Here is a 20,545-nt window from a genome sequence, read left to right on the forward strand (position 1 = left end):
TGAACTCATTGTGCGCGGGCGTTAGCCAGCGCGTTGTCGGGGCGGATCTGGCGGGATTCGCCGAGGCGTCGGGTCAGGCCTACGCGGTCGAAATATTCGAGGTACTGAATACAGCGTTTGCGTCCCAAGCCTAGCGCATCGCGGAAGGTTGTCACCTGGATCTGCGGATTTTCGCTGGCGAGTTTGAGCAGCACGTTCGCCATCTGGCGCAGTTGCACGTCACTCAAGAACAGGTCGCGCACGACTTGATGCATCAAACCCAAACGCGCCAGTTTACGCAGCAACAAGCGCACGACGGCGTCGTCCTGCCCCAGGACGTTGGCCACATCACGCACCCACGGCGGGTCGAATCCGGCGTTTTCGAACAACGGTTGTAATGCCTGCCAGAGGCTTTCGTCCTCGGCATTCAGGCGCACCTGATGATCCGGCAGGTGCAGCCACGGCCCACTTGCCTGGATCGAGCCGGCCGCGAGCAATTCATCCAGCAAACTGACAAACGTCGCACGCTCCAGCGCCAATCCACTGAAGCGCCGCAAGCGATCGCGATCCGGCCCCATCTGGTCGGGTTCCAGTTCATGGAACTGCGTCAGTTGCGCCAACAGGGTGAACTTCAGCTGTGCCCAGCGCTGCACGTTGAACAGCACCGGGCCTTGACGGGTGTCGATGAGGCGGACGTTTTCCGCTAATGCCCAAGTCGAGCGCGGGCGATTGAACTGACGTTCCAGGCGCAGCGGGTCGAGGCCGCCGGCGCTGTAGTTGAGCAGTACGGGCAAGACCTTTTCAAACTCGTCGCCCGAGACCAAGGCGCGCAATTGCTCCAGACGTTCGGGACTACGACGTTGTCGCGCCGGGGCGAACGGGTCGAGGACCTGGCCGCCGCCCAAGGTGCGTTGCGCGCTCTGGTCGCGCAGGATCAGGCGATCGCCCTTCACCGCGTGCACCGGCGCATTGATCAGCAGTTGCGCGAACATGCGTTCGCCGGGAATCAAGCGCGGACCTTCGAGCAAGGCCACCCGCGCGATGACATCTTGCGTGCCGAGGTGCACGTGCACCGGGTGAAAGTGTTCGAAAGTGCGTTCGCCGGGCAGCAGTTGAAAGTCGATGTCGACCCGTTGCGTTGACGCGTGCAGCCATTCGCTCAGCAGCCACTGGCCGCGATGGATCTGCGTCAGTTCAAGACGCTCGCCGCTGATATTCAAAGCCACCCGTTGCCCGGCGAAAGCCTGTTCGGCGGGTTGATTTTGCGCGTGCAAGCCGCGAACCCGGACCGATTTGCCGGAAGGTCCGAGCAACAGTTTGTCGCCGACCGAAACAGTGCCCGACAACGCCGTCCCGGTCACGACAATCCCCGCACCGGCGACGCTGAACGCGCGGTCGATGGCCAGGCGAAAACCACCTTCGCGACTGCGCTCCAGTACTTCACGTTGCGTCTGCAATAACGTCTCGCGCAGTTCATCAACGCCGTGCCCGGTCACGCTCGACACAAGCACGATCGGCGCTTCGGCAAACGGCCCGGCCTCAAGCAAATCCAGCACCTGCCGCTGAACCTCCTCCACCCTGCCCGCTTCGACCCGGTCGCATTTGCTGATCGCCACCACGGCGCGCGGGATGCCGAGCAATTCGACAATCGCCAGATGCTCGCGGGTCTGCGGCATCACGCCGTCGTCTGCGGCAATCACCAGCAACACCAGATCGATACCCTGCGCGCCAGCGAGCATGTTGTGGGTGAATTTCTCGTGGCCGGGCACGTCGATAAACCCGGTCAGCCCCGCGCCCGGTTCCAGTTCGGCATAGAGATAGCCAAGGTCGATGGTCATGCCGCGTTCGCGTTCCTGCGGGCGGCGGTCGCCGGTTTGTCCGGTCAGCGCTTGTAACAGCGAAGTCTTGCCGTGGTCGATGTGCCCCGCCGTGCCGACGATCACGGGTCGACCTGCAACTGCGGCAATTGCGCGAGCCATGCCGGTTCATCGTCGAGTTGGCGCAGATCCAGCCACAGGCCATCGTCGTCGATGCGCCCGAGCACCGGGATCGGCAAGGCCCGCAACGCCGCTTCCAGATTCAGCAGGCAGCGCCCGCGCAAACGCTTGGAGACTTGCGGGCGCATACACAATGCCGCACTCGGCAAACGCGCCACCGGTTGGCTGCCGCTGCCGATCATGCCCAAGGCCTCGACTGCGCTAACCTGCCAGCTCTCACCTAACAAGTCAGCCATCAACGGCTGCAAACGTAAGGCCTGGGCGAAGATGTCAGCCTGCGGGCGAGTCAACAGGCGCAGACTCGGCAAACGTTCAGTGAGGCGATCCGGATCGCGATACAAACCCAGCACCGCCTCCAGTGCCGCCAAGGTCAACTTGTCCACCCGCAACGCGCGTTTCAACGGATTCTTCTTGATCTTCGCGATCAGTTCTTTGCGCCCGACAATCAACCCGGCCTGCGGGCCGCCGAGCAATTTGTCGCCGCTGAAGGTGACGATGTCCGCGCCGTCCAGCAGCGCCTGCCGCACCGTTGGTTCGGCCGGCAAACCCCAGCGGGTCAGATCCAACAGGCTGCCGCTGCCCAGATCTTCCAGCAACGGCAAGCCATGCCGATGGGCCAACTCGGCCAATTCCGCAGTCGGCACCCGCGCGGTAAACCCTTCGATGCTGTAATTGCTCGCGTGCACACGCATGATCAAACCGCTACGAGGGTTGATCGCCGCTTCGTAGTCGCGAGCATGGGTGCGATTGGTCGTGCCGACCTCATGCAGGCGCACGCCGGCGCGGGCCATGATGTCGGGGATGCGGAAGGCGCCGCCGATTTCGATCAGCTCGCCACGGGAAATGATGCCCTCCTTGCGCGCGCCCAGACTGTTGAGCGTCAGCAGCACGGCGGCGGCATTATTGTTGACCACGGTGACGGCTTCGGCGCCGGTCAGTTCGCGGATCAGCCCTTCGATCAAGTCATCGCGATCACCGCGCTTGCCGCTGGCCAGATCGAACTCCAGATTGAGCGGATAACGTGCGGCCATTTGCACCGCTTCGATGGCTTCGTCGGGCAACAAGGCCCGGCCGAGGTTGGTGTGCAGCACCGTGCCGGTGAGGTTGAAGACACGACGAACCTGACTGCGCTGCTGTTGCGCCAAGCGTTCGCCGACTCGGCCGGCAAGGACTTCGGCGCCGATTTCAACGGCGGACAACTGCCCGCTCAACACGCCGGGCCGCAGCTCATCGAGCAGCTGACGCAGCCCCGTCAGTAACGAATCCCGGCCGTAACGCTCGGCCAACGGCGCGCACGCCGGGTGACGCAACAAGCCGTCAATAGACGGCAACCGCAGGGCAACGCTGGAAGACATCAGCCACTCCTGATTCCACTGAAACAACCCCTTCGGGAACAAGCTCCCTCCCACAAGGGTTTCAGAAGTGTAGACGCACTGTGGGAGCGAGCCTGCTCGCGAAGGCGGTAAGTCAGTCAAAGCTGATGTGGCTGAAATGGCCCCTTCGGGAGCAGGCTCCCTCCCACAGTTTTGCTCTCGTCATTCGTCTCCCGGGGCCAGCAACAGATTCGGCGCCAGACGCTGATAACCGTCCTGGGCCAGACGCATGTCCAGCAGCAGACTGCCGAGATCGGCCGAAAAAGCCTCGGCGTCAGCATCGTTTTCCAGATAAACCAGTTTCAAATAGCTGTTACAACTTGGGCAGACTTCAGCCCGCAGCGGCGCTTGATTCGCCGCGTGGCGATCATCCTCGAGGCTGAAATAGTCGAGGCCTTTGCTCGACTCGCAGTACACGCACTTGACCCGCACCACATGCCATTCGCAGGCACACAGCGAGCAGACCAGATAACGCAAACCGTTGTGCTTGCCGCGATGGCGGATTACCCCGGCCATGGCCGGTGAACCACAGGCCGGGCATTGGCTGAGGCTGTCGCCGGGTTTCAGTTGCAGATTCGCCGCACTAAGCAGCCAGTGACTCCAGGCCACTTGCAGCGCCGCGCCAAGAAACGGCACCAGTTGCGCCGGCACCAGCGAATACTGGCCACTGACCAACGCCACGGCCCACGCGCGCAATTGGCCGGGACTGGCGGCGCCCAGCGTGTCCACCGCTTCAACAACAGCAGGCTGCCCCAAAGGTTCATAACGCTGCAACAAAGCATCGAGATAAGCCTGCCACCCCTCTTCACGCACTAACGTGTCCGCCGCAAACGGCGGCAAACCATGCTGCTGACAGGCCTCGATCCGTTGCTGATCGAACGGTGCGGTCAGCGGCGGATCATCAAACGCCTGCTGCTGCACCCGGCACAGCCCGGCAATCAGTCGCAGGTACTCTGCCAGCGCATGCCCCTCGGCCAGTTGTTCCAGCCGATCAGCCCGCAGCGCAAACAGGTTCGAAGGCGGCAGATGCAGAAACGGCGGCGAACTGGCCGCCGCTTCGATCTCCCCAGGTTCCAGAATGGTTGGCAAACGTCAGCCCTTTTTGGTGATCGGTCGTTCCGGCGCGTCCGGTTGGCGTTCATCGCGGGTGATGTCGCGATACCAGAGTTCATGGTGTTTCTTCGCCCAGCCGCGGCTGACCCAGCCGTGCATCATCGCGTCCACCGAGCCCTTGATCCACAGCCCGGCGTAAATGTGAATGATGATGCTCAGCACCAGAATGAACCCGGCCAGCGCATGCAGGAGCATTGCCCAGCGAATCACAGTAATGCCGAAATACGCACTGAACCAGGCGCGCCAGATCACCAGTCCGGTGAACAGCAAACCGAGCATGCACAGGAGTAAAGTCCAGAACAGCAGCTTTTGCCCGGCGTTGTATTTGCCTACCGGTGGCACGCTTTCTTCATCGTTGACCAACACTCGGTCAATGCGGCGCATCCACTTCCAGTCGTTGTCGATAAAGAAATTCGAACGCCAGAAACGGAACACCAGACCGAGGAACAACACAAACATCGCGATGCCCATGTACGGATGCAGAATCCGCGTCCACGGCCCGCCGCCAAACAGGTTGCTCAGCCAGAACAACGACGGATGAAACAACGCCAGCCCGGACAGCCCGGCCATGAAAAACAGGATCGCCACCAGCCAGTGATTAGTGCGCTGGTTGGCGGTGTAACGCAGGATCGTCTTGTTGCTCATGGCCGGTCCTCCCCGCGTGGATCGAAGGTGTGCACCGCCGGATCGACGACATGCACCGAGGTGTCGGGCGGCGTCGGATGTTCATCCTCTTCGACGCGATTCGGGCCGATGCGCACGTAATGGAAGAACCCGGCCAGCACCGCCGCGCCCATGGCCAGCAGGCCCAAGGGTTTGCTGATGCCTTTCCACAGGCCCACCAACGGACTGATTGCCGGATCTTGCGGTAAACCAGCATAGATTTTCGGCGTGTCGGCGTGGTGCAGCACGTACATCACGTGCGTGCCGCCAACGCCTGCCGGGTCATACAGACCGGCGTTTTCAAAGCCACGGCTTTTCAGGTCGACGATGCGCTCGGCGGCGTGTTCCTTCATGTCTTCCTTGGTGCCGAAGACGATGGCGCCAGTCGGGCAGGTTTTCACACAGGCCGGTTCCAGCCCTACCGCCACGCGGTCCGAACACAAGGTGCACTTGTAGGCCTTGTGATCCTTTTGCGAAATGCGCGGAATGTTGAACGGGCAACCGGTGATGCAATAGCCGCAACCGATGCAGTGATCCTGATCGAAATCGACGATGCCGTTGGCGTGCTTGATGATCGCGCCGGGACTCGGGCACGCCGCCAGGCAACCGGGTTCGGCGCAGTGCATGCAGCCGTCCTTGCGGATCAGCCACTCAAGGTTGCCGGCGTCGGTTTCGTGTTCGGTGAAACGCATCAACGTCCAGGTTTCTGCGCTCAGATCCTGCGGGTTGTCGTAGGTGCCGTGGTTGTGGCCGACCTCGTCGCGCAGCTCGTTCCATTCCGAGCAGGCGACCTGGCAGGCCTTGCAGCCGATGCATTTGGTGGTGTCGATCAGCTTCGCCACCGCTTCCTGATTCCTCACCGATGGCGGCACCGTGGTGGTGGCCGAGCGGGCAATGATGTCTTGGCTGGCCATTTAAAGATTCTCCATCAGAGCTTCTCCACGTTGACCAGGAATGACTTGGATTCCGGGGTCTGGGTATTGCCATCGCCGAGGAACGGCACCAGGGTGTTGGTCAGGTAACCGTGACGCGTCAGGCCGGTGAACCCCCAATGCAGCGGGATGCCGATCTGATGCACGACCTGGCCGTTGACCTGCAGCGGCCGGATCCTTTTCGTCACCACCGCCACCGCTTCGATAAAGCCGCGCTTGCAACTGACGCGCACACGATCACCGGCAGCGATGCCCTTCTCTTTCGCCAGCACTTCACCGATTTCGACGAACTGCTCAGGCTGGGCAATCGCGTTCAACTTGCAGTGCTTGCTCCAGAAGTGGAAATGCTCGGTGAGCCGGTAACTGGTGCCGGCGTACGGGAAGTCCTTGGCCTCGCCAAGGGTTTCCCAGACCGAATCGAAGATCCGCGCCGCCGGGTTGCTGGTGGCTTTCTTGTTTTGCGGGTGCAACGGGTTGATGCCGATCGGTGTTTCGAACGGCTCGTAGTGCTCGGGAAATGGCCCTTCGTTCATCTTGTCGACGGCGAAGAACCGCGCCACGCCTTCGGGGTTCATGATGAACGGGTTCATCCCGGCTTCCGGCGGCACATCAGCCTTGTAGTCCGGCACATCGGTGCCGCCCCAGGCCTTGCCGTTCCACCACACCAAGCGTTTTTTCGGGTCCCACGGTTTGCCGGCGACGTCCGCCGAAGCGCGGTTGTAGAGAATCCGCCGGTTGGCCGGCCAGGCCCACGCCCAGCCGAGATGCTGATGCATGCCGTACGGATCGGCGTTGTCGCGGCGGGCCATCTGGTTACCGGCCTCGGTCCAGCTGCCGGCGAAGATCCAGCAACCGGACGCGGTGCTGCCGTCATCCTTGAGCAAGCCGAAACCTGCCAGTTGTGAGCCGGCCTTGACCGCCACACCCGTGGCATCGGTGAAATCCGCCACGGCGCTGCCGTTGATTTCCTTGGCCAACTCCTCCGGCGAAGGCTCGTCGGGGATCTTGTACGGCCACGTCAGTTTCAGCAGCGGATCAGGGAATTTGCCGCCCTCGGCCTGATAGCGCTTGCGCAGGCGCAGGAACAGTTCGCTCATGATGCGAATGTCGGTCTGCGCTTCGCCCGGGCCATCGGCGCCTTTCCAGTGCCATTGCAGCCAGCGACTGCTGTTGACCAGTGAGCCGTCCTCTTCGGCAAAACAGGTGGTGGGCAGGCGAATGACTTCGGTCTGGATCTCCGCGCTTTTCACATCGTTGTACGGTCCGACGTTGTGCCAGAACTCCGAGGTTTCGGTAGCGAGCGGGTCCATCACCACCAGCCATTTCAGCTTCGCCAAGGCGCCCATCACGCGGTTCTTGTCCGGCAACGCGGCGATCGGGTTGAAGCCCTGACAGAAGTAGCCGTTGACCTTGCCCTGACTCATCAGGTCGAACATTTTCAGCACGTCGTAGTTGGGGATGTCGAGCTTCGGCAAATGGTCGTAGCACCAATTGTTCTCGGCAGTGGCGTTGGCGCCGTACCACGACTTCATCAGACTGACGTGGAATTTGCTGTAGTTCTGCCAATAGGACAATTGCCCCGGCCGCAGCGGGACTTGCGTGCGTTTGTGGATGAACTGGGCGTAATCCTGCTCGGTGTCGCTGCCCAGTGTCAGGTAGCCCGGCAGCGCATTGGAGAGCAAGCCAAGGTCGGTCAGGCCCTGAATATTCGAGTGACCGCGCAAGGCGTTCACCCCACCGCCGGGCATGCCGACATTGCCTAGCAGCAATTGCACCATCGCCGCGCTGCGAATGATCTGCGCGCCGATCGAGTGCTGCGTCCAGCCGAGGGCGTAGAGAATCGTCATGGTCTTGCCCGGCGTCGAGCAGGTGGCGATCTCTTCCCAGATTTTCTGCATGGCATCGACCGGCATGCCGCAGATCTGGCTGGCGAGGTCGATGGTGTAGCGGCTGTAATGCTGCTTCATCAGTTGATAGACGCAGCGCGGGTCTTGCAGGGTCGGGTCGACTCTGACGAAACCGTCGTCGCCCATCTCGTAACCCCAGCCGGATTTGTCGGTGTAGCTGCGTTTCTCCGCGTCGTAGCCGCTGAAGATCCCGTCTTCAAAGCCGTAGCCTGCTCTGACGATGAACGACATGTCGGTGTAGTTGCGCACGTATTCGTGCTGGATCTTGTCCTCGGTCAACAGGTAATTGATCAAACCGCCCATGAAGGCGATGTCGGTGCCGGTGCGGATCGGCGCGTAATAGTCGGCCACTGACGCGGTCCGGGTAAAACGCGGATCGACCACGATCAGCCGCGCAGCGTTGTGCGCTTTGGCCTCGGTTACCCATTTGAAGCCGCACGGATGCGCTTCTGCTGCGTTGCCGCCCATCACCAGGATCAGATTCGCGTTGGCGATATCGGTCCAGGTATTGGTCATGGCACCACGGCCGTACGTCGGGGCAAGACTTGCCACCGTCGGGCCGTGTCAGACACGCGCCTGGTTATCGAACCCCAGCATGCCAAGACTGCGAATCACCTTCTGGGTGATGTAGCCGGCTTCGTTGGACGCCGCCGACGCCGCGAGAAAACCGGTGCTCAACCAGCGATTCACCGTTTGCCCGTTGGCATTTTTCTCGATGAAATTGGCATCGCGGTCGGCTTTCATCAGGTCGACGATGCGATCAAGCGCTTCGTCCCAACTGATCCGTGTCCATTCGCTGCTGCCCGGTTTGCGGGTTTGCGGGTAGAGCAAACGGCCGGGGCTGTGAATGAAATCGAGAAGGCCTGCGCCTTTCGGGCAGAGGGTGCCGCGGTTGACCGGGTGGTCGGCGTCGCCCTCAATGTGAATGATGCTTTGCGCGACATTCTTCGCAGCATCGCCCTGGCTGTACATGATCAACCCGCAACCGACCGAGCAATACGGGCAGGTGTTGCGGGTTTCATGGGTGTGGGCAAGCTTGAAGTGGCGCACCTGCTCGGCGAAGGCTGGCGTCGGGGCCATGCCCAACGCGCCCAGGCTAGAGCCTGCAAGGCCGATACCGGCGACCTTGAAGAACTGACGACGGCTGAGATCCATCGTGCACTCCTGATCAGGTGGAACCCGGTACTGGTGCCGGGTTTTATCTGGACAATCACGGTTGCGGCAAACGTCTGCCGATTTTTTCACTGTAGACAATGACCACACGATCTGTGTGAAAACCGACCGTCGGCCGTTTGTCGGTTCTTTAACTGAAGACCACCAAACCCTGTGGGAGCGAGCTTGCTCGCGAAAGCGGTGTGTCATTCGACATCGATGCTGACTGACACGACGCCTTCGCGAGCAAGCTCGCTCCCACAGGTATTGTGTGAACCTTATAAGCAGCAAGCTCGCCCCCACAGGGGATGGAGGCTTAGAATGGCCGGCAGGACCATTCCCGCCTTCACGAGACCGCGCATGACTTTCGATTTTGATCAGGTATTCGACCGCCACAACACCGGCAGCACCAAGTGGAGCCGCTATTGCGCCGACGTGTTGCCGATGTGGGTCGCTGATATGGATTTCGCCGCGCCGCCGGTGGTGATCGAGGCGCTGCAACAACGCTTGCTGCATCCGCTGGTGGGCTACAGCGTGGCGCAGGACAACTTGCGCGAAGCCATCGTCGCCGACCTCTGGAACAAGTTTTCCTGGAAGGTCAAACCGCAGGAACTGATTTTTCTGCCGGGCGTCGAGTCGGGCTTCAACATGGCTTTGAAAGCGCTGGTGCAGGCGCAGCAGAACGTCGTGGTGCAAGTGCCCAACTACCCGCCACTGCGCCACGCGCCGGGGCATTGGGGCTTGAACAAGGTTGAACTGGAGTTCGTCGCCCAGGCTGACGGCACTTACCTGACGCCGCTGGACGTGTTGCGTGAATCGCTGAACGGCGGTGGTGCGCTGTTGCTGAGCAACCCGCACAACCCGATCGGCAAGGTGTTTGGCCGTGACGAGCTGCAAGCCGTGGCCGATATCTGCGCGGCGCAGGACGCCTGGATCATCTCCGACGAAATCCACGCCGAGCTGTGCTTCGACGGTCGCGTACACATTCCGACGGCGTCGCTGAGCGCGGAGATCGCCGAGCGCACCATCACGCTGATGTCGGCGAGCAAGGCCTACAACATCGCCGGCCTCAAGACCTCGTTCATGATCATCCAGAACGCCGCCCTGCGCGAACGCGTCAATCACGCCCGTTGCGGCATGGTCGACAGCGTCAACCCGCTGGGCATGGAAGCCACTCGCGTGGCGTACAGCGAAGGCGGGCCGTGGCTGGCCGAGCTGAAAACCTACCTGCAAGCCAATCGCGACTGGCTGGTAGAAGCGGTGCGCAACCGCTTGCCGGGCGTGACCATGAATGTGCCGCAGGGCACCTATCTGGCGTGGCTGGATTGCTCGGCGCTGGACCTGGACAACCCGCAGCAGTTCTTCCTTGAGCAGGGCAAGGTTGGCCTCAGCGCCGGTCTGGACTTCGGCGATCAACACCAGCAGTTCGTCCGCCTGAACTTCGGCTGCCCGCGTTCGCTGCTCGAAGAAGGCATCGCCCGCATGGAGCGTGCGCTGACACAGCGCATTATCTGAGAACACCACATCCCCCTGTAGGAGTGAGCCTGCTCGCGATAGCGGTATTTCAGTCAACAATGATGTTGAATGTCAGGATGCTATCGCGAGCAGGCTCACTCCTACAGGGGATGTATGTTCACGCAAAATCATCGTTGGAAATCCGATCGAACTCACGGCAAACACCCCGGGTCAACCACCCATACCTGCCCTGAGACCTCGGAGACCCGCGATGACCGACTATCCAAAACCACCCTTCCCCGCACAAGCCCAAACCGTGCCCGGCGCCCAAGGCAAGATGCAGCCCTATCCCGATTGCGGCGAGCAGAGCTATGTCGGCTCCGGACGACTGGCCGGCAAGATCGCTCTGATTACTGGCGCTGACAGCGGTATCGGCCGCGCCGTGGCCATTGCTTTCGCCCGTGAAGGCGCCGACGTTGCGGTCGCCTATCTGAATGAACACGAAGACGCCCAGGAAACCGCGCGCTGGGTCGAGCAGGCCGGGCGCCAGTGCCTGCTGTTACCCGGCGATATTGCGCAAAAGGCCCATTGCCAGGCCTTGGTCGACAAGACCGTGGAACGCTTCGGCCGCATTGATGTGCTGGTCAACAACGCCGCGTTCCAGATGACCCACGAAACCTTCGAAGAAATCCCCGACGACGAATGGGTGATGACCTTCGACGTCAACATCACCGCGATCTTCCGCTTGTGTCAGGCCGCGATAAAGCACATGGGCGCCGGTTCGTCGATCATCAACACCAGCTCGATCAACTCGGACATGCCCAAACCCACCCTGCTCGCCTACGCCACGACCAAAGGCGCGATCGCCAATTTCACCGGCGGTCTGGCACAGATGCTCGGGCCAAAGGAAATCCGCGTGAACTGCGTGGCACCTGGGCCAATCTGGACGCCGCTGATCGTCTCGACCATGCCCGATGAAGAAGTGCAGAACTTCGGCGGCAACACCCCGCTCGGCCGCCCCGGCCAACCGGTCGAAGTGGCGCCGATCTACGTGTTGCTGGCCTCGGACGAAGCCAGTTACATCACCGGCCAGCGCTATGGCGTGACCGGTGGCAAACCGATGCTGTGATGACGCCTTCGCCAACGCCTACAGTAAAACTGAAGGCCCATTGAACACGGTGCGATTGCCGTCACATCAAACATTTGAAGGCGGCAGATCATGAGTTTTATCGTGTGGGTCGCCGTACTCGGCGCAGTCCTGCTGACCCTGGCGCTGACGTCGTCATACCTGCGCTGGATGCCGGTGACCACCTCGGCGGTTTGTTTGCTGCTGGGTATCGGCATCGGCCCCAGTGGCCTCGATCTGCTGAAACTATCCCTGGAAGACGCTTCGCTGTGGATGGAGCACCTGACGGAAGTCGCGGTGCTCTTCTCTCTGTTCGTCTGCGGCCTGAAATTGCGCCTGCCGCTGCGCGACAAGCGTTGGCGAATCGCCTTCGGCCTCGCCGGCCCCGTAATGGTGCTGACCATCGCCGGGGTGTGCCTGCTGCTGCATTTTGCTTTGCGCTTGCCGTGGGGGCCGGCGTTGTTGATCGGGGCGATGCTGGCGCCCACCGACCCGGTGCTGGCGGCGCTGGTGCAGGTCAATGATGCGCGGGATGTCGACAGCGTGCGTTTCGGCCTGTCGGGTGAGGCCGGGCTGAATGACGGGGTGGCGTTTCCGTTTGTGATTCTCGGCTTGTTGTTGATTCACGGTGATGGCTCTGCCGCCGAGTGGCAGGGCTGGGTCTTGCGCAGTTTGTTGTGGGCGGTGCCCGCAGGCCTGCTCACCGGTTACTGGATGGGCCGTGGTATCGGCCGCGTGACCCTGTCGCTGCGTATTCACAATGACGACAGCACGCTCAGCCCGAACGACTATCTGGCGTTGTCGTTGATTGCCCTGGCGTATGTCGTTGCCGAGGCGATTGGCGGCTATGGTTTTCTGTCGGTGTTCGCTGCCGGGTTGGGCCTGCGTCAGGTCGAAGTCAAATCCACCGGCGCCGGGCAACCGCCCGCCGAGCACTTGGTGCAGCCGGTGGTCGGTCATCAGAACGTCGAACCGCAGCACGCGGTGCACGGCAACACCGAACGGCTGGAAAGCAGCCAGGTCGCCGCCGGGATCATGATGGGCGACATGCTGTCGTTCGGCAGTCTGGTCGAGCGCGCCATGGAAGTATTTCTAGTGACCCTGCTCGGCGTGGTGCTGGTGGCGCACTGGGACTGGCGGGCGTTGCTGGTGGGCGGCGTGCTGTTCTGCCTGATCCGCCCGGCCTGCGTCGCGTTGATGCCTTGGGGCGCACTGCTCAAAGGAAGGCAACGGCTGTTGATCGGCTGGTTTGGCATTCGCGGTATTGGCAGCCTGTTCTATTTGTTTTATGCCTTGAACCACGGGCTGACCGATTCGGTGGCCAGCCTGTGTACCGATCTGACCTTGTCGGTAGTGGCGCTGAGCATCTTGCTCCACGGCATCAGCACGCAACCGATCCTCGCCCGTTACGAACAGCGCAAAAAACAAAAAACTGATTTTTGATTTGCGGATTTAACCGGGAATTGATCGAATTTTTTTCTATAAAAAAATGGATCCCTGATTAATGGCCGGCAGTCACAAGCATAACCCCTCGCCGGATATGTCCGGCGGGGCCTGGCAGGTTCGGTTCCCCTGCGGCGCTACGCCTATGAAACGGAATCATTGAAGATTAAGGTCACGGTCATGAAAGAATGCTCGACTCCTGCGCAAATCAAGGCTTGCAGAGCACTGGCTCTGGAACGCAATCGTCAATTGTTCGATAACGCCCACACCCTCAACCGCGCGGCCAATGCGCTGCTCGACGTTGAACATCTGGATATCGAGCAATTTGAACATTACCGAGCGCTGCGCAAGAAAGCCGATTTGATGTTTGAAGATGCGATCGATCATTTGTGCGTCTTGAACGAAGACTTCCCGCCGATTCCGGTGTCTTCGCAAAACTCGGTGGCGCTGCGTCGAGAGCTTGAGACCGTGGAGTGAGGCAGAAAAGCCCCTCACCCTAGCCCTCTCCCAGAGGGAGAGGGAACTGACCGAGGTGGATGGTCGAGGTACGCCGACGTGAGATACCAGGTTGCACGCAGATTTTGATCGCGACAGAAATCCGCTCACACGGTGTGAACCCTGACAGCCCCTCACCCTAGCCCTCTCCCAAAGGGAGAGGGAACTGACCGAGGTGAATGGTCGAGGTACACCGACCTGAGATACCGAGTCGAACGCAGATTTTGAGTACAACGAAGATCTGCTCCCTTCCCCCCTCGCCCCCATTGGGGGCGGTCCGACGTTTCGGGAGGGTTGGGGTGAGGGGGATCGATCTGAATGGCAACACAAAATCCAAGCGAATGAAAAAGCCCGGCCACATAAGCCGGGCTTTTCTATTTTTGCCCATCACCCGCCCGGATTGGTCACCTGAATAAACACCGCATAACTCCCCAGCAACACCCAAAACGTTGCAAAGATCCACGGCGTACGCACCGAAAACAGCAGGGATTTGCGGTAGCCCTTGTGGCTCGATTCCATCTCGCTGAACAGCGGCGATTCGTCATACGCCAGGCCCATCAGCGGTTCGCTGTGCAGCAAGTGGCTCTGCTTGAAATGCCAGTGGTCGATGATGTCGTACGCCGCGCGAATCCCCGGCCAGGCGTTCAGTGAGCTGAGCAGCCCGAGCAGCGCAAGAAACGGTGGCACCACCAGCGTGAACAACTTGCCCCACTCCGGGTTGAGGTTGGCCATACACGAGGCAAAGGCAATCACCAGAAACGACTGCGCCGCCAGATAAGCGTCGGTACGGTTGGCGAGGATGCTGGTTTCGTACTGGATCTCCCGCCGATAGAAATCCAGCCGTTCCTTGGGTGAGCCAAACATCTTGGCGTCATGTTCGGTCAGGGTTTCTTCAGCGGTGGGCTCAGTCAGTATGCGAGACAAAAGATGCACGCTCCGGGGCGGGGAAAACGTTTAGAAGTCCCCGTTGGCGCGCAAGTTCAGACGGATTGACCGACGCCTTGTTTCATCGATTGGGCAATGATTGCTACCAGATTCATCTGCGTAAACGGCTTGGGCAATCGTGGCAGTTGCGCGGCAAAGCCTTCCAGACGTTCGGCGTAGCCGGTGGCCAGGATGATCGGCAGATCCGGTTTGAGCACGCGCACGGCATGGGCCAGTTGCGCGCCGCTCATCTTCGGCATGGCCATGTCGGTGATCATCAGGTCGATGACCTCGCCCTGATCGAACAACGCCAGCGCTTGCGCACCGGACGTCGCACTGACCACCCGATGGCCGAGGTCTTCGAGCAGCAGACTGGTGCTGGTCAACACCAGCGAATCGTCATCCACCACCAGCACGCTGAGTCTTGGTACCACCACGGGCTCGGCGTGTGGCTGCAGCGACTTGCTGACGGTACCCTCGCCGGCCACCGGAATCCACAGTTCTGCCGTGGTGCCCTGGGCCTTGGCACTCTTGAGGATGAAACGGCCACCGAGTTGTTCCATGAAGCCGTGGACCATCGACAAGCCCAGCCCGGTGCCCTTGCCCAACCCTTTGGTGGTGAAGAACGGATCTCTGGCCGACGCCAGCGTGTGCTCATCCATGCCCTCCCCGGTGTCGATTACGCTGAGGCAGACGTAACGCCCCGCAGGCAGATCCGAATGCCCCAGTTCAAGCACCACTTGCGGTTCAGCGCTGATGCTCACCGTACCTCCATCGGGCATGGCGTCGCGGGCGTTGGTCGCCAGATTGAGCAAGGCCAGCTCCAACTGATTGGTGTCCGCCAGCACCGGCTCGAGATCGTCGGGAAACCGCGTGTCGACACGGATACCCGGCCCCAGCGAACTGCGCAGCAAACCGCTGATGCCCTGAACCAATTGCGCGATATCGACCGACTCGGTCTTCAATTCCTGACGGCGGGCGAACGCCAGCATGCGCTGGGTCAGCGACACACCACGCAAGGCGCCTTGGGTGGCGTTTTCCAGCAGGCGGCTGATTTTCGCATCGTCGCCCACGCGCTTTTGCACAATCTCGAGGTTACCGAGAATCACCGTCAGCAGATTATTGAAGTCATGGGCAATGCCACCGCTGAGCTGACCGATGGCCTGCATCTTCTGCGCCTGGAACAGCGCTTCACGGGTTTTCTCCAGCGCCTTTTGCGCCTGGTGGGTCTCGGTGATGTCGCGGGTGATCTTGGCAAAACCGAGCAATGTGCCGGTGTCACCACGAATCGCATCGACCACCACATGAGCGAGAAACCGCGTGCCGTCCTTGCGCATGCGCCAGCTCTTGTTCTCGAAACGGCCCTCGCGGGTGGCGATTTCCAGCGCCCGTTGCGGCTCGCCGAGTTCGCGGTCCTCGGGGGTATAGAACAGCGAAAAATGCTGACCGATGATTTCTTCCGGCAGATAGCCTTTGATCCGCTGCGCGCCCTGGTTCCAGTTGCTGACCCGGCCTTCGGGGCTGAGCATGTAGATGGCGTAGTCGGTGACACCCTGCACCAGCAAGCGGAACTGCTGCTCGCTTTGCTTTAGGGTTTCTTCGGCCATTTTGCGGTCGGTCAGGTCGCGGGTGATCTTGGCGAAACCGAGCAATTTGCCGTCGGGATCAATGATCGGGTCGATGACCACATGCGACCAGAAATTGGTGCCGTCCTTGCGCACCCGCCAGCCCTCGCCTTCGAAACGTCCCTCACGGATCGCCGTGTCAAGCGCACGCTGCGGCAGACCGGCGGCGCGATCTTCAGCGGTGTAGAAGCGGGAGAAATGTTCGCCGAGGATTTCCGCTTCTTCGTAGCCCTTGAAGCGTTTGGCGCCGGAGTTCCAACTGGTGATGATGCCGTCGGGATCGATCATGTAGATCGCATAGTCGACCACCGCATCGATCAACAGACGAAAACGCATCTCTTCGATCGCCGCGGTCTTGTTTTTCTCGCTCATCACACTCACCAGCCATTGTCATGAGCAGAAGTATGCGGTAATCCGGCAAATTGGGAAGCGTCCGTCTCATGATTGATTGCCCACCAGCGCGGCAGCAGCTGTTTGATCCGGCTCTCGGTAAAGCGATCGTCAATCAGCATGACCACGCCGCTATCCTCACGGGTGCGGATGACTCGCCCGGCGGCCTGCACCACTTTCTGCACGCCCGGGTACAGGTAGGTGTAGTCGTAACCGGCGCCGAAGATGGCGGCCATGCGGTGTTTGAGTTGTTCGTTGACCGGATTGAACTGCGCCAGCCCCAGGGTGGCAATGAACGCGCCGATCAGCCGCGCACCGGGTAAATCGATGCCTTCGCCGAACGCACCGCCCAACACGGCAAAGCCGACGCCCTGGCTGTGCGCGGTGAACTGATCGAGAAAGGCCTGCCGCGCCCCTTCGAGCATGCCCCGCGATTGCTGCCACAGGGTGATGTGCGGGTAACGCTCAGCGAGTAACGACGCCACTTGTTGCAGATAATCGAAGCTGCTGAAAAACGCCAGATAGTTGCCCGGACGTTCGCTGAACTGCCGCGCGATCAATTCGACGATCGGCTCCAGCGAGGCCTGACGATGGTTGAAGCGTGTCGAGATGCGACTGACGATCTGCACCTGCAACTGCTCGGCGCAAAACGGCGATTCGACGTCGATCCACACGGTGTCGGCGGGCGTGCCAAGCAAATCGGCGTAATAGTGACGCGGGCTGAGGGTCGCGGAAAACAGCACGCTGCTGCGCGCCGCTTTCAGGCGCGGGCCAATGAACGCGGCCGGCACCACGTTGCGCAGGCATAACTGCGACAGCGGCTTTTTGCGGTCGAGGTCGCGCTTGCTGATATCGAACAGGTAATGCTCGTCGTACAGCTCCGCCACCCGGGCGAATTGCAGCAGGTCGAAATAGAAGTTCTGCAAGGCGCTGTCGAGGCCCTGCGGATGGTCATTGAGGTAATCGCCAATGGCCGCGCAACACAACGAGATCGCTTGCAGGAGTTTTTCCGGGGCCTTGTCGTACGCCTGATACGCCGCCAGTTGCGGCGCATGCAACGCGTTCCATTCACGGTTGATCCGTTGCAGGGCATTTTTCAGCGGCGCGGGCGCGGTTTTGCGCACGCTGCCCAGGGTGAATTGATCAAGACTGGCGCTGTACATCTGCCGGCCGCGCTCGACGAGGTTATGCGCCTCGTCCGCCAGCACCGCGACTTTCCATTGATTGAGCTGGGCCAGACCGAACAGCATGGCGCTGAAGTCGAAGTAATAGTTGTAGTCGGCGATCACCACGTCTACCCAACGGGCCATCTCCTGACTCAGGTAATACGGGCACACCGCATGTTGCGTGGCGACCTCGCGCATGGCGGCTTGGTCGAGCAGGCGGATTCGGCTGGCCGCTTCCCGCGCGGCCGGCAGGCGATCATAAAAGCCCTGGGCCAACGGGCAGGATTCGCCGTGACAGGCTTTGTCCGGATGTTCGCAGGCCTTGTCGCGGGCGACCATTTCCAGCACCCGCAAGGGCAAGGCTGGTGACCGATCGAACAACACCTGACTGGCATCCAGCGCCAGTTTGCGCCCCGGTGTCTTCGCGGTCAGGAAGAACACCTTGTCCAGTTGCTGCGGCGCCAAGGCCTTGAGCATCGGGAACAGCGTGCCGAGGGTTTTGCCGATGCCGGTCGGTGCCTGGGCCATCAGGCAACGGCCGGTGCTGACGGCTTTGAACACCGATTCGGCGAGATGCCGTTGACCGGGACGAAAATCGGCATGGGGAAACGCCAGTTGCTGCGCGGCCAGATTGCGCGCTTCTCGATGGGCCATTTCCTGTTCGGCCCATTGCAGGAACAGCGTGCATTGCTGTTCGAAAAAGGCCTTGAGGGTCTCGGCGCTGAAGGCCTCGACCAGACAGGTCTCTTTTTCGCTGACGATATCGAAATACACCAGCGCCAGATTGATTTGCTCAAGTTCGAGTTTGCGGCACATCAACCAGCCGTAGATCTTCGCCTGTGCCCAGTGCAACTGGCGGTGATTGGCCGGTTGCTTACTCAGGTCGCCACGGTAGGTTTTAACCTCTTCAAGGCAAGTCTGCGCCGGGTCGTAGCCGTCCGCCCTGCCCTTGACCTTCAACTGCAGAAACTCGCCTTCGAGCGCCACTTCGCTTTGATACTTTTCGCTGCGCCGCGAGGCCACAGTGCGGTGGCCGGCGATGCCTTCCAGCGCCGTGGGTGATGGCGTAAAACGCAGGTCAAGGTCGCCGGTCTTGGCGGTGAACTCGCAGAGTGCGCGCACGGCAATGCTGTAACTCAAGCGCTCTGCTCCGCCCATTGCACATAACACACGGCCACGGGCATCTGGTGTTGGTGACAGAACTCAAGCCAGCGCAGCTGGTTGTCCTGCAGGCGATCGCCGGGGCCTTTCACTTCAATCATTCGGTAGGTTTTGTGCTGCGGCCAGAACTGGATCAGGTCGGGCATGCCGGCGCGGTTGGCCTTGATGTCGAGCAGCAAACGGGTGAACCAGTGCTTAAGGTGCTCGGCGGGTAGACAGGCCAACGCCTGCTCAAGCAATTGTTCATTCACCGCGCCCCAGAATACAAATGGCGACTGGACGCCCCATTTGTCGACAAAGCGCTGGCGAATGGTCGCGGCATAGCGGCCGTCGTCGAGTTCGCTCAGGCACGCCTGGAACAGCTCAGCGCGGCGTTGCTGGAAATCTTCGTTGAGCAGGTCCACCGGGCCACGCTGAAAAGGGTGGAAGAATGCCCCGGGCAACGGTGCGAAAATCGCCGGCCAGCACAACAGGCCAAACAGTGAGTTGATCAGGCTGTTTTCCACGTAATGCACCGGGCCGTCGTCATCGTGCAGATGCGCCTGCACGTAAAACTCCACAGACAAGGCTGGGTCGGTGCGTGGCAATTGCAGATCCAGCCGCTCGACCGGTCTGGCCGCTACGCGTTTGAGCGGCGGGCCGCCGAGTTTGCGCCGCACCCTTGGCAATATCCGTTGCAGGCCTTGCTGCTCGGCAGCGCTTTCCGGCGCCTGTTCGGCCAGCGTGGCGAGTTCCAGTGCCAATGAGTATTCGCCGCTGCGCTCCAGCACGCGGATCATGCGTATACGGGCGCCGGGATAGGCGCAGTCACGGTAAATGCTCAGGGCCAGGGCAAACTCGCCGATGCGCTCGCAATACTGGCCGATCTGGAACAGTACCTTGCCACGCCGGCGCTGCAGCCACGGGTTGTCGAAGTGCAAGGCGCTGACCTGCGCAACAATGGTGTCCAGTGGCTCACCGGCCTCGAAACGCAATTGACAGTTGTGCAGGAACAGGCACGCATCGACGTCTTCGCGACTGCGCAGGCCCCGCGAGTCGGCGCAGAATTCGACTTTTTCATAAGTGAAGATGCCAAGGTCGGCGAGGACGAATTCCGACCAGTCCTGATACAGGTTGCCGAAGAACATCAGCCGCAAGCGGTCGCACAGGTCCATGATGGTCAGGCTGAACAAGCGATCATCGAGCAGCGGCGCCCAGTCGCGCAGGCTGCGAGCTTCTGCAAACTGCTCGGCGAGGAGCGGCAGCCAATCGTCCTTGCGGCCCTTGGGTTGCTCGATAAAGGCTGCGAACGCTTGCAGGATCTCGGCCTTGAGCAACACATCGAACAACTCGGCGAGGACCAGCGGCGCGTGTTCGTCGATCCAGCCGTGCTCCAGCAAGGGCTGCGCGGCCTCGGCGATGTCACCGATTTCAAGGTAATTGAGTTTGCCGGCACGAAAATGCACACCCTTGCGCATCACCATCCGCACCAGCAAACCCTGCGACGCGCGCGGCAAGGCCTTGAAGTCGCGGATGAACGCGTGTTCCGGTTCGCTCATTACATCGGCATAACGAAGCTCAAGCCAATCAAGCACTTGCCGGAAGTTGTTAAGGTAATAGAACGGATCGTCGAGGGGATTGGCAGTCACGGTAATTCTGGGCCAT

At 60.9% G+C, this 20,545-nt stretch carries 14 protein-coding genes; 4 read left to right on the forward strand and 10 right to left on the reverse strand.

Annotated features, from left to right (window positions below):
• Positions 1–5 precede the first annotated feature (5 nt).
• The 6 genes from selB to fdnG all read right to left on the reverse strand — a co-directional run bounded on the left by selB (position 6) and on the right by fdnG (position 9,119).
• Entirely contained in the window at positions 6–1,922 is a 1,917-nt protein-coding gene (gene selB, locus AB4N74_RS10035; RefSeq protein ID WP_460101110.1) for a selenocysteine-specific translation elongation factor, read from the reverse strand.
• Entirely contained in the window at positions 1,919–3,331 is a 1,413-nt protein-coding gene (selA, locus tag AB4N74_RS10040; protein ID WP_460099809.1) for an L-seryl-tRNA(Sec) selenium transferase, read from the reverse strand. Before selA ends, selB begins: the two co-directional genes overlap by 4 nt.
• Before the next feature lie 180 nt (positions 3,332–3,511).
• Complete coding sequence (fdhE, locus tag AB4N74_RS10045; RefSeq protein WP_460099812.1) at positions 3,512–4,438, reverse strand: formate dehydrogenase accessory protein FdhE; 927 nt, start codon at positions 4,436–4,438, stop codon at positions 3,512–3,514.
• A gap of 3 nt (positions 4,439–4,441) precedes the next feature.
• Positions 4,442–5,107: a formate dehydrogenase subunit gamma gene (locus AB4N74_RS10050; protein WP_427120735.1), complete on the reverse strand. Its 666-nt coding sequence runs from the start codon at positions 5,105–5,107 to the stop codon at positions 4,442–4,444.
• Positions 5,104–6,039, reverse strand: coding sequence for a formate dehydrogenase subunit beta (fdxH, locus tag AB4N74_RS10055; RefSeq protein WP_093431371.1), 936 nt, complete (start codon positions 6,037–6,039; stop codon positions 5,104–5,106). The genes AB4N74_RS10050 and fdxH overlap by 4 nt, the downstream gene beginning before the upstream one ends.
• Positions 6,040–6,053: 14 nt before the next feature.
• Positions 6,054–9,119: a formate dehydrogenase-N subunit alpha gene (gene fdnG, locus AB4N74_RS10060; protein ID WP_139213394.1), complete on the reverse strand. Its 3,066-nt coding sequence runs from the start codon at positions 9,117–9,119 to the stop codon at positions 6,054–6,056.
• A gap of 357 nt (positions 9,120–9,476) precedes the next feature.
• Here fdnG and AB4N74_RS10065 point away from each other — a divergent pair, with 357 nt between their 5' ends.
• The 4 genes from AB4N74_RS10065 (at position 9,477) to AB4N74_RS10080 (ending at position 13,617) form a co-directional block, all read left to right on the forward strand.
• Positions 9,477–10,631, forward strand: coding sequence for a MalY/PatB family protein (locus AB4N74_RS10065; RefSeq protein ID WP_460099817.1), 1,155 nt, complete (start codon positions 9,477–9,479; stop codon positions 10,629–10,631).
• Between the two features lie 211 nt (positions 10,632–10,842).
• Complete coding sequence (locus AB4N74_RS10070) at positions 10,843–11,700, forward strand: glucose 1-dehydrogenase (RefSeq protein WP_460099820.1); 858 nt, start codon at positions 10,843–10,845, stop codon at positions 11,698–11,700.
• Between the two features lie 90 nt (positions 11,701–11,790).
• Positions 11,791–13,140 carry a cation:proton antiporter gene (locus AB4N74_RS10075; RefSeq protein ID WP_460099823.1) on the forward strand — a complete coding sequence of 450 codons (1,350 nt, stop codon included), beginning with the start codon at positions 11,791–11,793 and terminating at the stop codon, positions 13,138–13,140.
• A 180-nt stretch (positions 13,141–13,320) separates the two neighbouring features.
• Entirely contained in the window at positions 13,321–13,617 is a 297-nt protein-coding gene (locus AB4N74_RS10080; RefSeq protein ID WP_093431354.1) for a hypothetical protein, read from the forward strand.
• A 405-nt stretch (positions 13,618–14,022) separates the two neighbouring features.
• Here the strand turns inward: AB4N74_RS10080 and AB4N74_RS10085 are convergent, their stop codons facing one another.
• Genes AB4N74_RS10085 through AB4N74_RS10100 form a run of 4 tightly spaced genes read right to left on the reverse strand, consistent with a single transcriptional unit; the run spans position 14,023 to position 20,529 of the window.
• Positions 14,023–14,559 (reverse strand): hypothetical protein, encoded by a 537-nt coding sequence (locus tag AB4N74_RS10085; protein WP_016983364.1) that lies wholly within the window; start codon positions 14,557–14,559, stop codon positions 14,023–14,025.
• A gap of 56 nt (positions 14,560–14,615) precedes the next feature.
• Complete coding sequence (locus AB4N74_RS10090) at positions 14,616–16,556, reverse strand: hybrid sensor histidine kinase/response regulator (RefSeq protein ID WP_460099827.1); 1,941 nt, start codon at positions 16,554–16,556, stop codon at positions 14,616–14,618.
• A gap of 5 nt (positions 16,557–16,561) precedes the next feature.
• Positions 16,562–18,880 (reverse strand): ATP-dependent DNA helicase, encoded by a 2,319-nt coding sequence (locus AB4N74_RS10095; protein ID WP_460099830.1) that lies wholly within the window; start codon positions 18,878–18,880, stop codon positions 16,562–16,564.
• On the reverse strand, positions 18,877–20,529 hold the full coding sequence (locus AB4N74_RS10100; protein WP_460099833.1) for a VRR-NUC domain-containing protein: 1,653 nt from the start codon (positions 20,527–20,529) through the stop codon (positions 18,877–18,879). The genes AB4N74_RS10095 and AB4N74_RS10100 overlap by 4 nt, the downstream gene beginning before the upstream one ends.
• Positions 20,530–20,545: the final 16 nt, after the last annotated feature.

This window comes from Pseudomonas sp. H3_C08, from assembly GCF_054669455.1.

Bases quoted from the DNA above. Each gene is read 5' to 3' on its own strand.
- selA (WP_460099809.1), bottom strand. From the start codon at position 3,331: ATGTCTTCCAGCGTTGCCCTGCGGTTGCCGTCTATTGACGGCTTGTTG.
- AB4N74_RS10050 (WP_427120735.1), bottom strand. From the start codon at position 5,107: ATGAGCAACAAGACGATCCTGCGTTACACCGCCAACCAGCGCACTAAT.
- fdxH (WP_093431371.1), bottom strand. From the start codon at position 6,039: ATGGCCAGCCAAGACATCATTGCCCGCTCGGCCACCACCACGGTGCCG.
- AB4N74_RS10065 (WP_460099817.1), top strand. From the start codon at position 9,477: ATGACTTTCGATTTTGATCAGGTATTCGACCGCCACAACACCGGCAGC.
- AB4N74_RS10070 (WP_460099820.1), top strand. From the start codon at position 10,843: ATGACCGACTATCCAAAACCACCCTTCCCCGCACAAGCCCAAACCGTG.
- AB4N74_RS10075 (WP_460099823.1), top strand. From the start codon at position 11,791: ATGAGTTTTATCGTGTGGGTCGCCGTACTCGGCGCAGTCCTGCTGACC.
- AB4N74_RS10080 (WP_093431354.1), top strand. From the start codon at position 13,321: ATGAAAGAATGCTCGACTCCTGCGCAAATCAAGGCTTGCAGAGCACTG.
- AB4N74_RS10090 (WP_460099827.1), bottom strand. From the start codon at position 16,556: ATGAGCGAGAAAAACAAGACCGCGGCGATCGAAGAGATGCGTTTTCGT.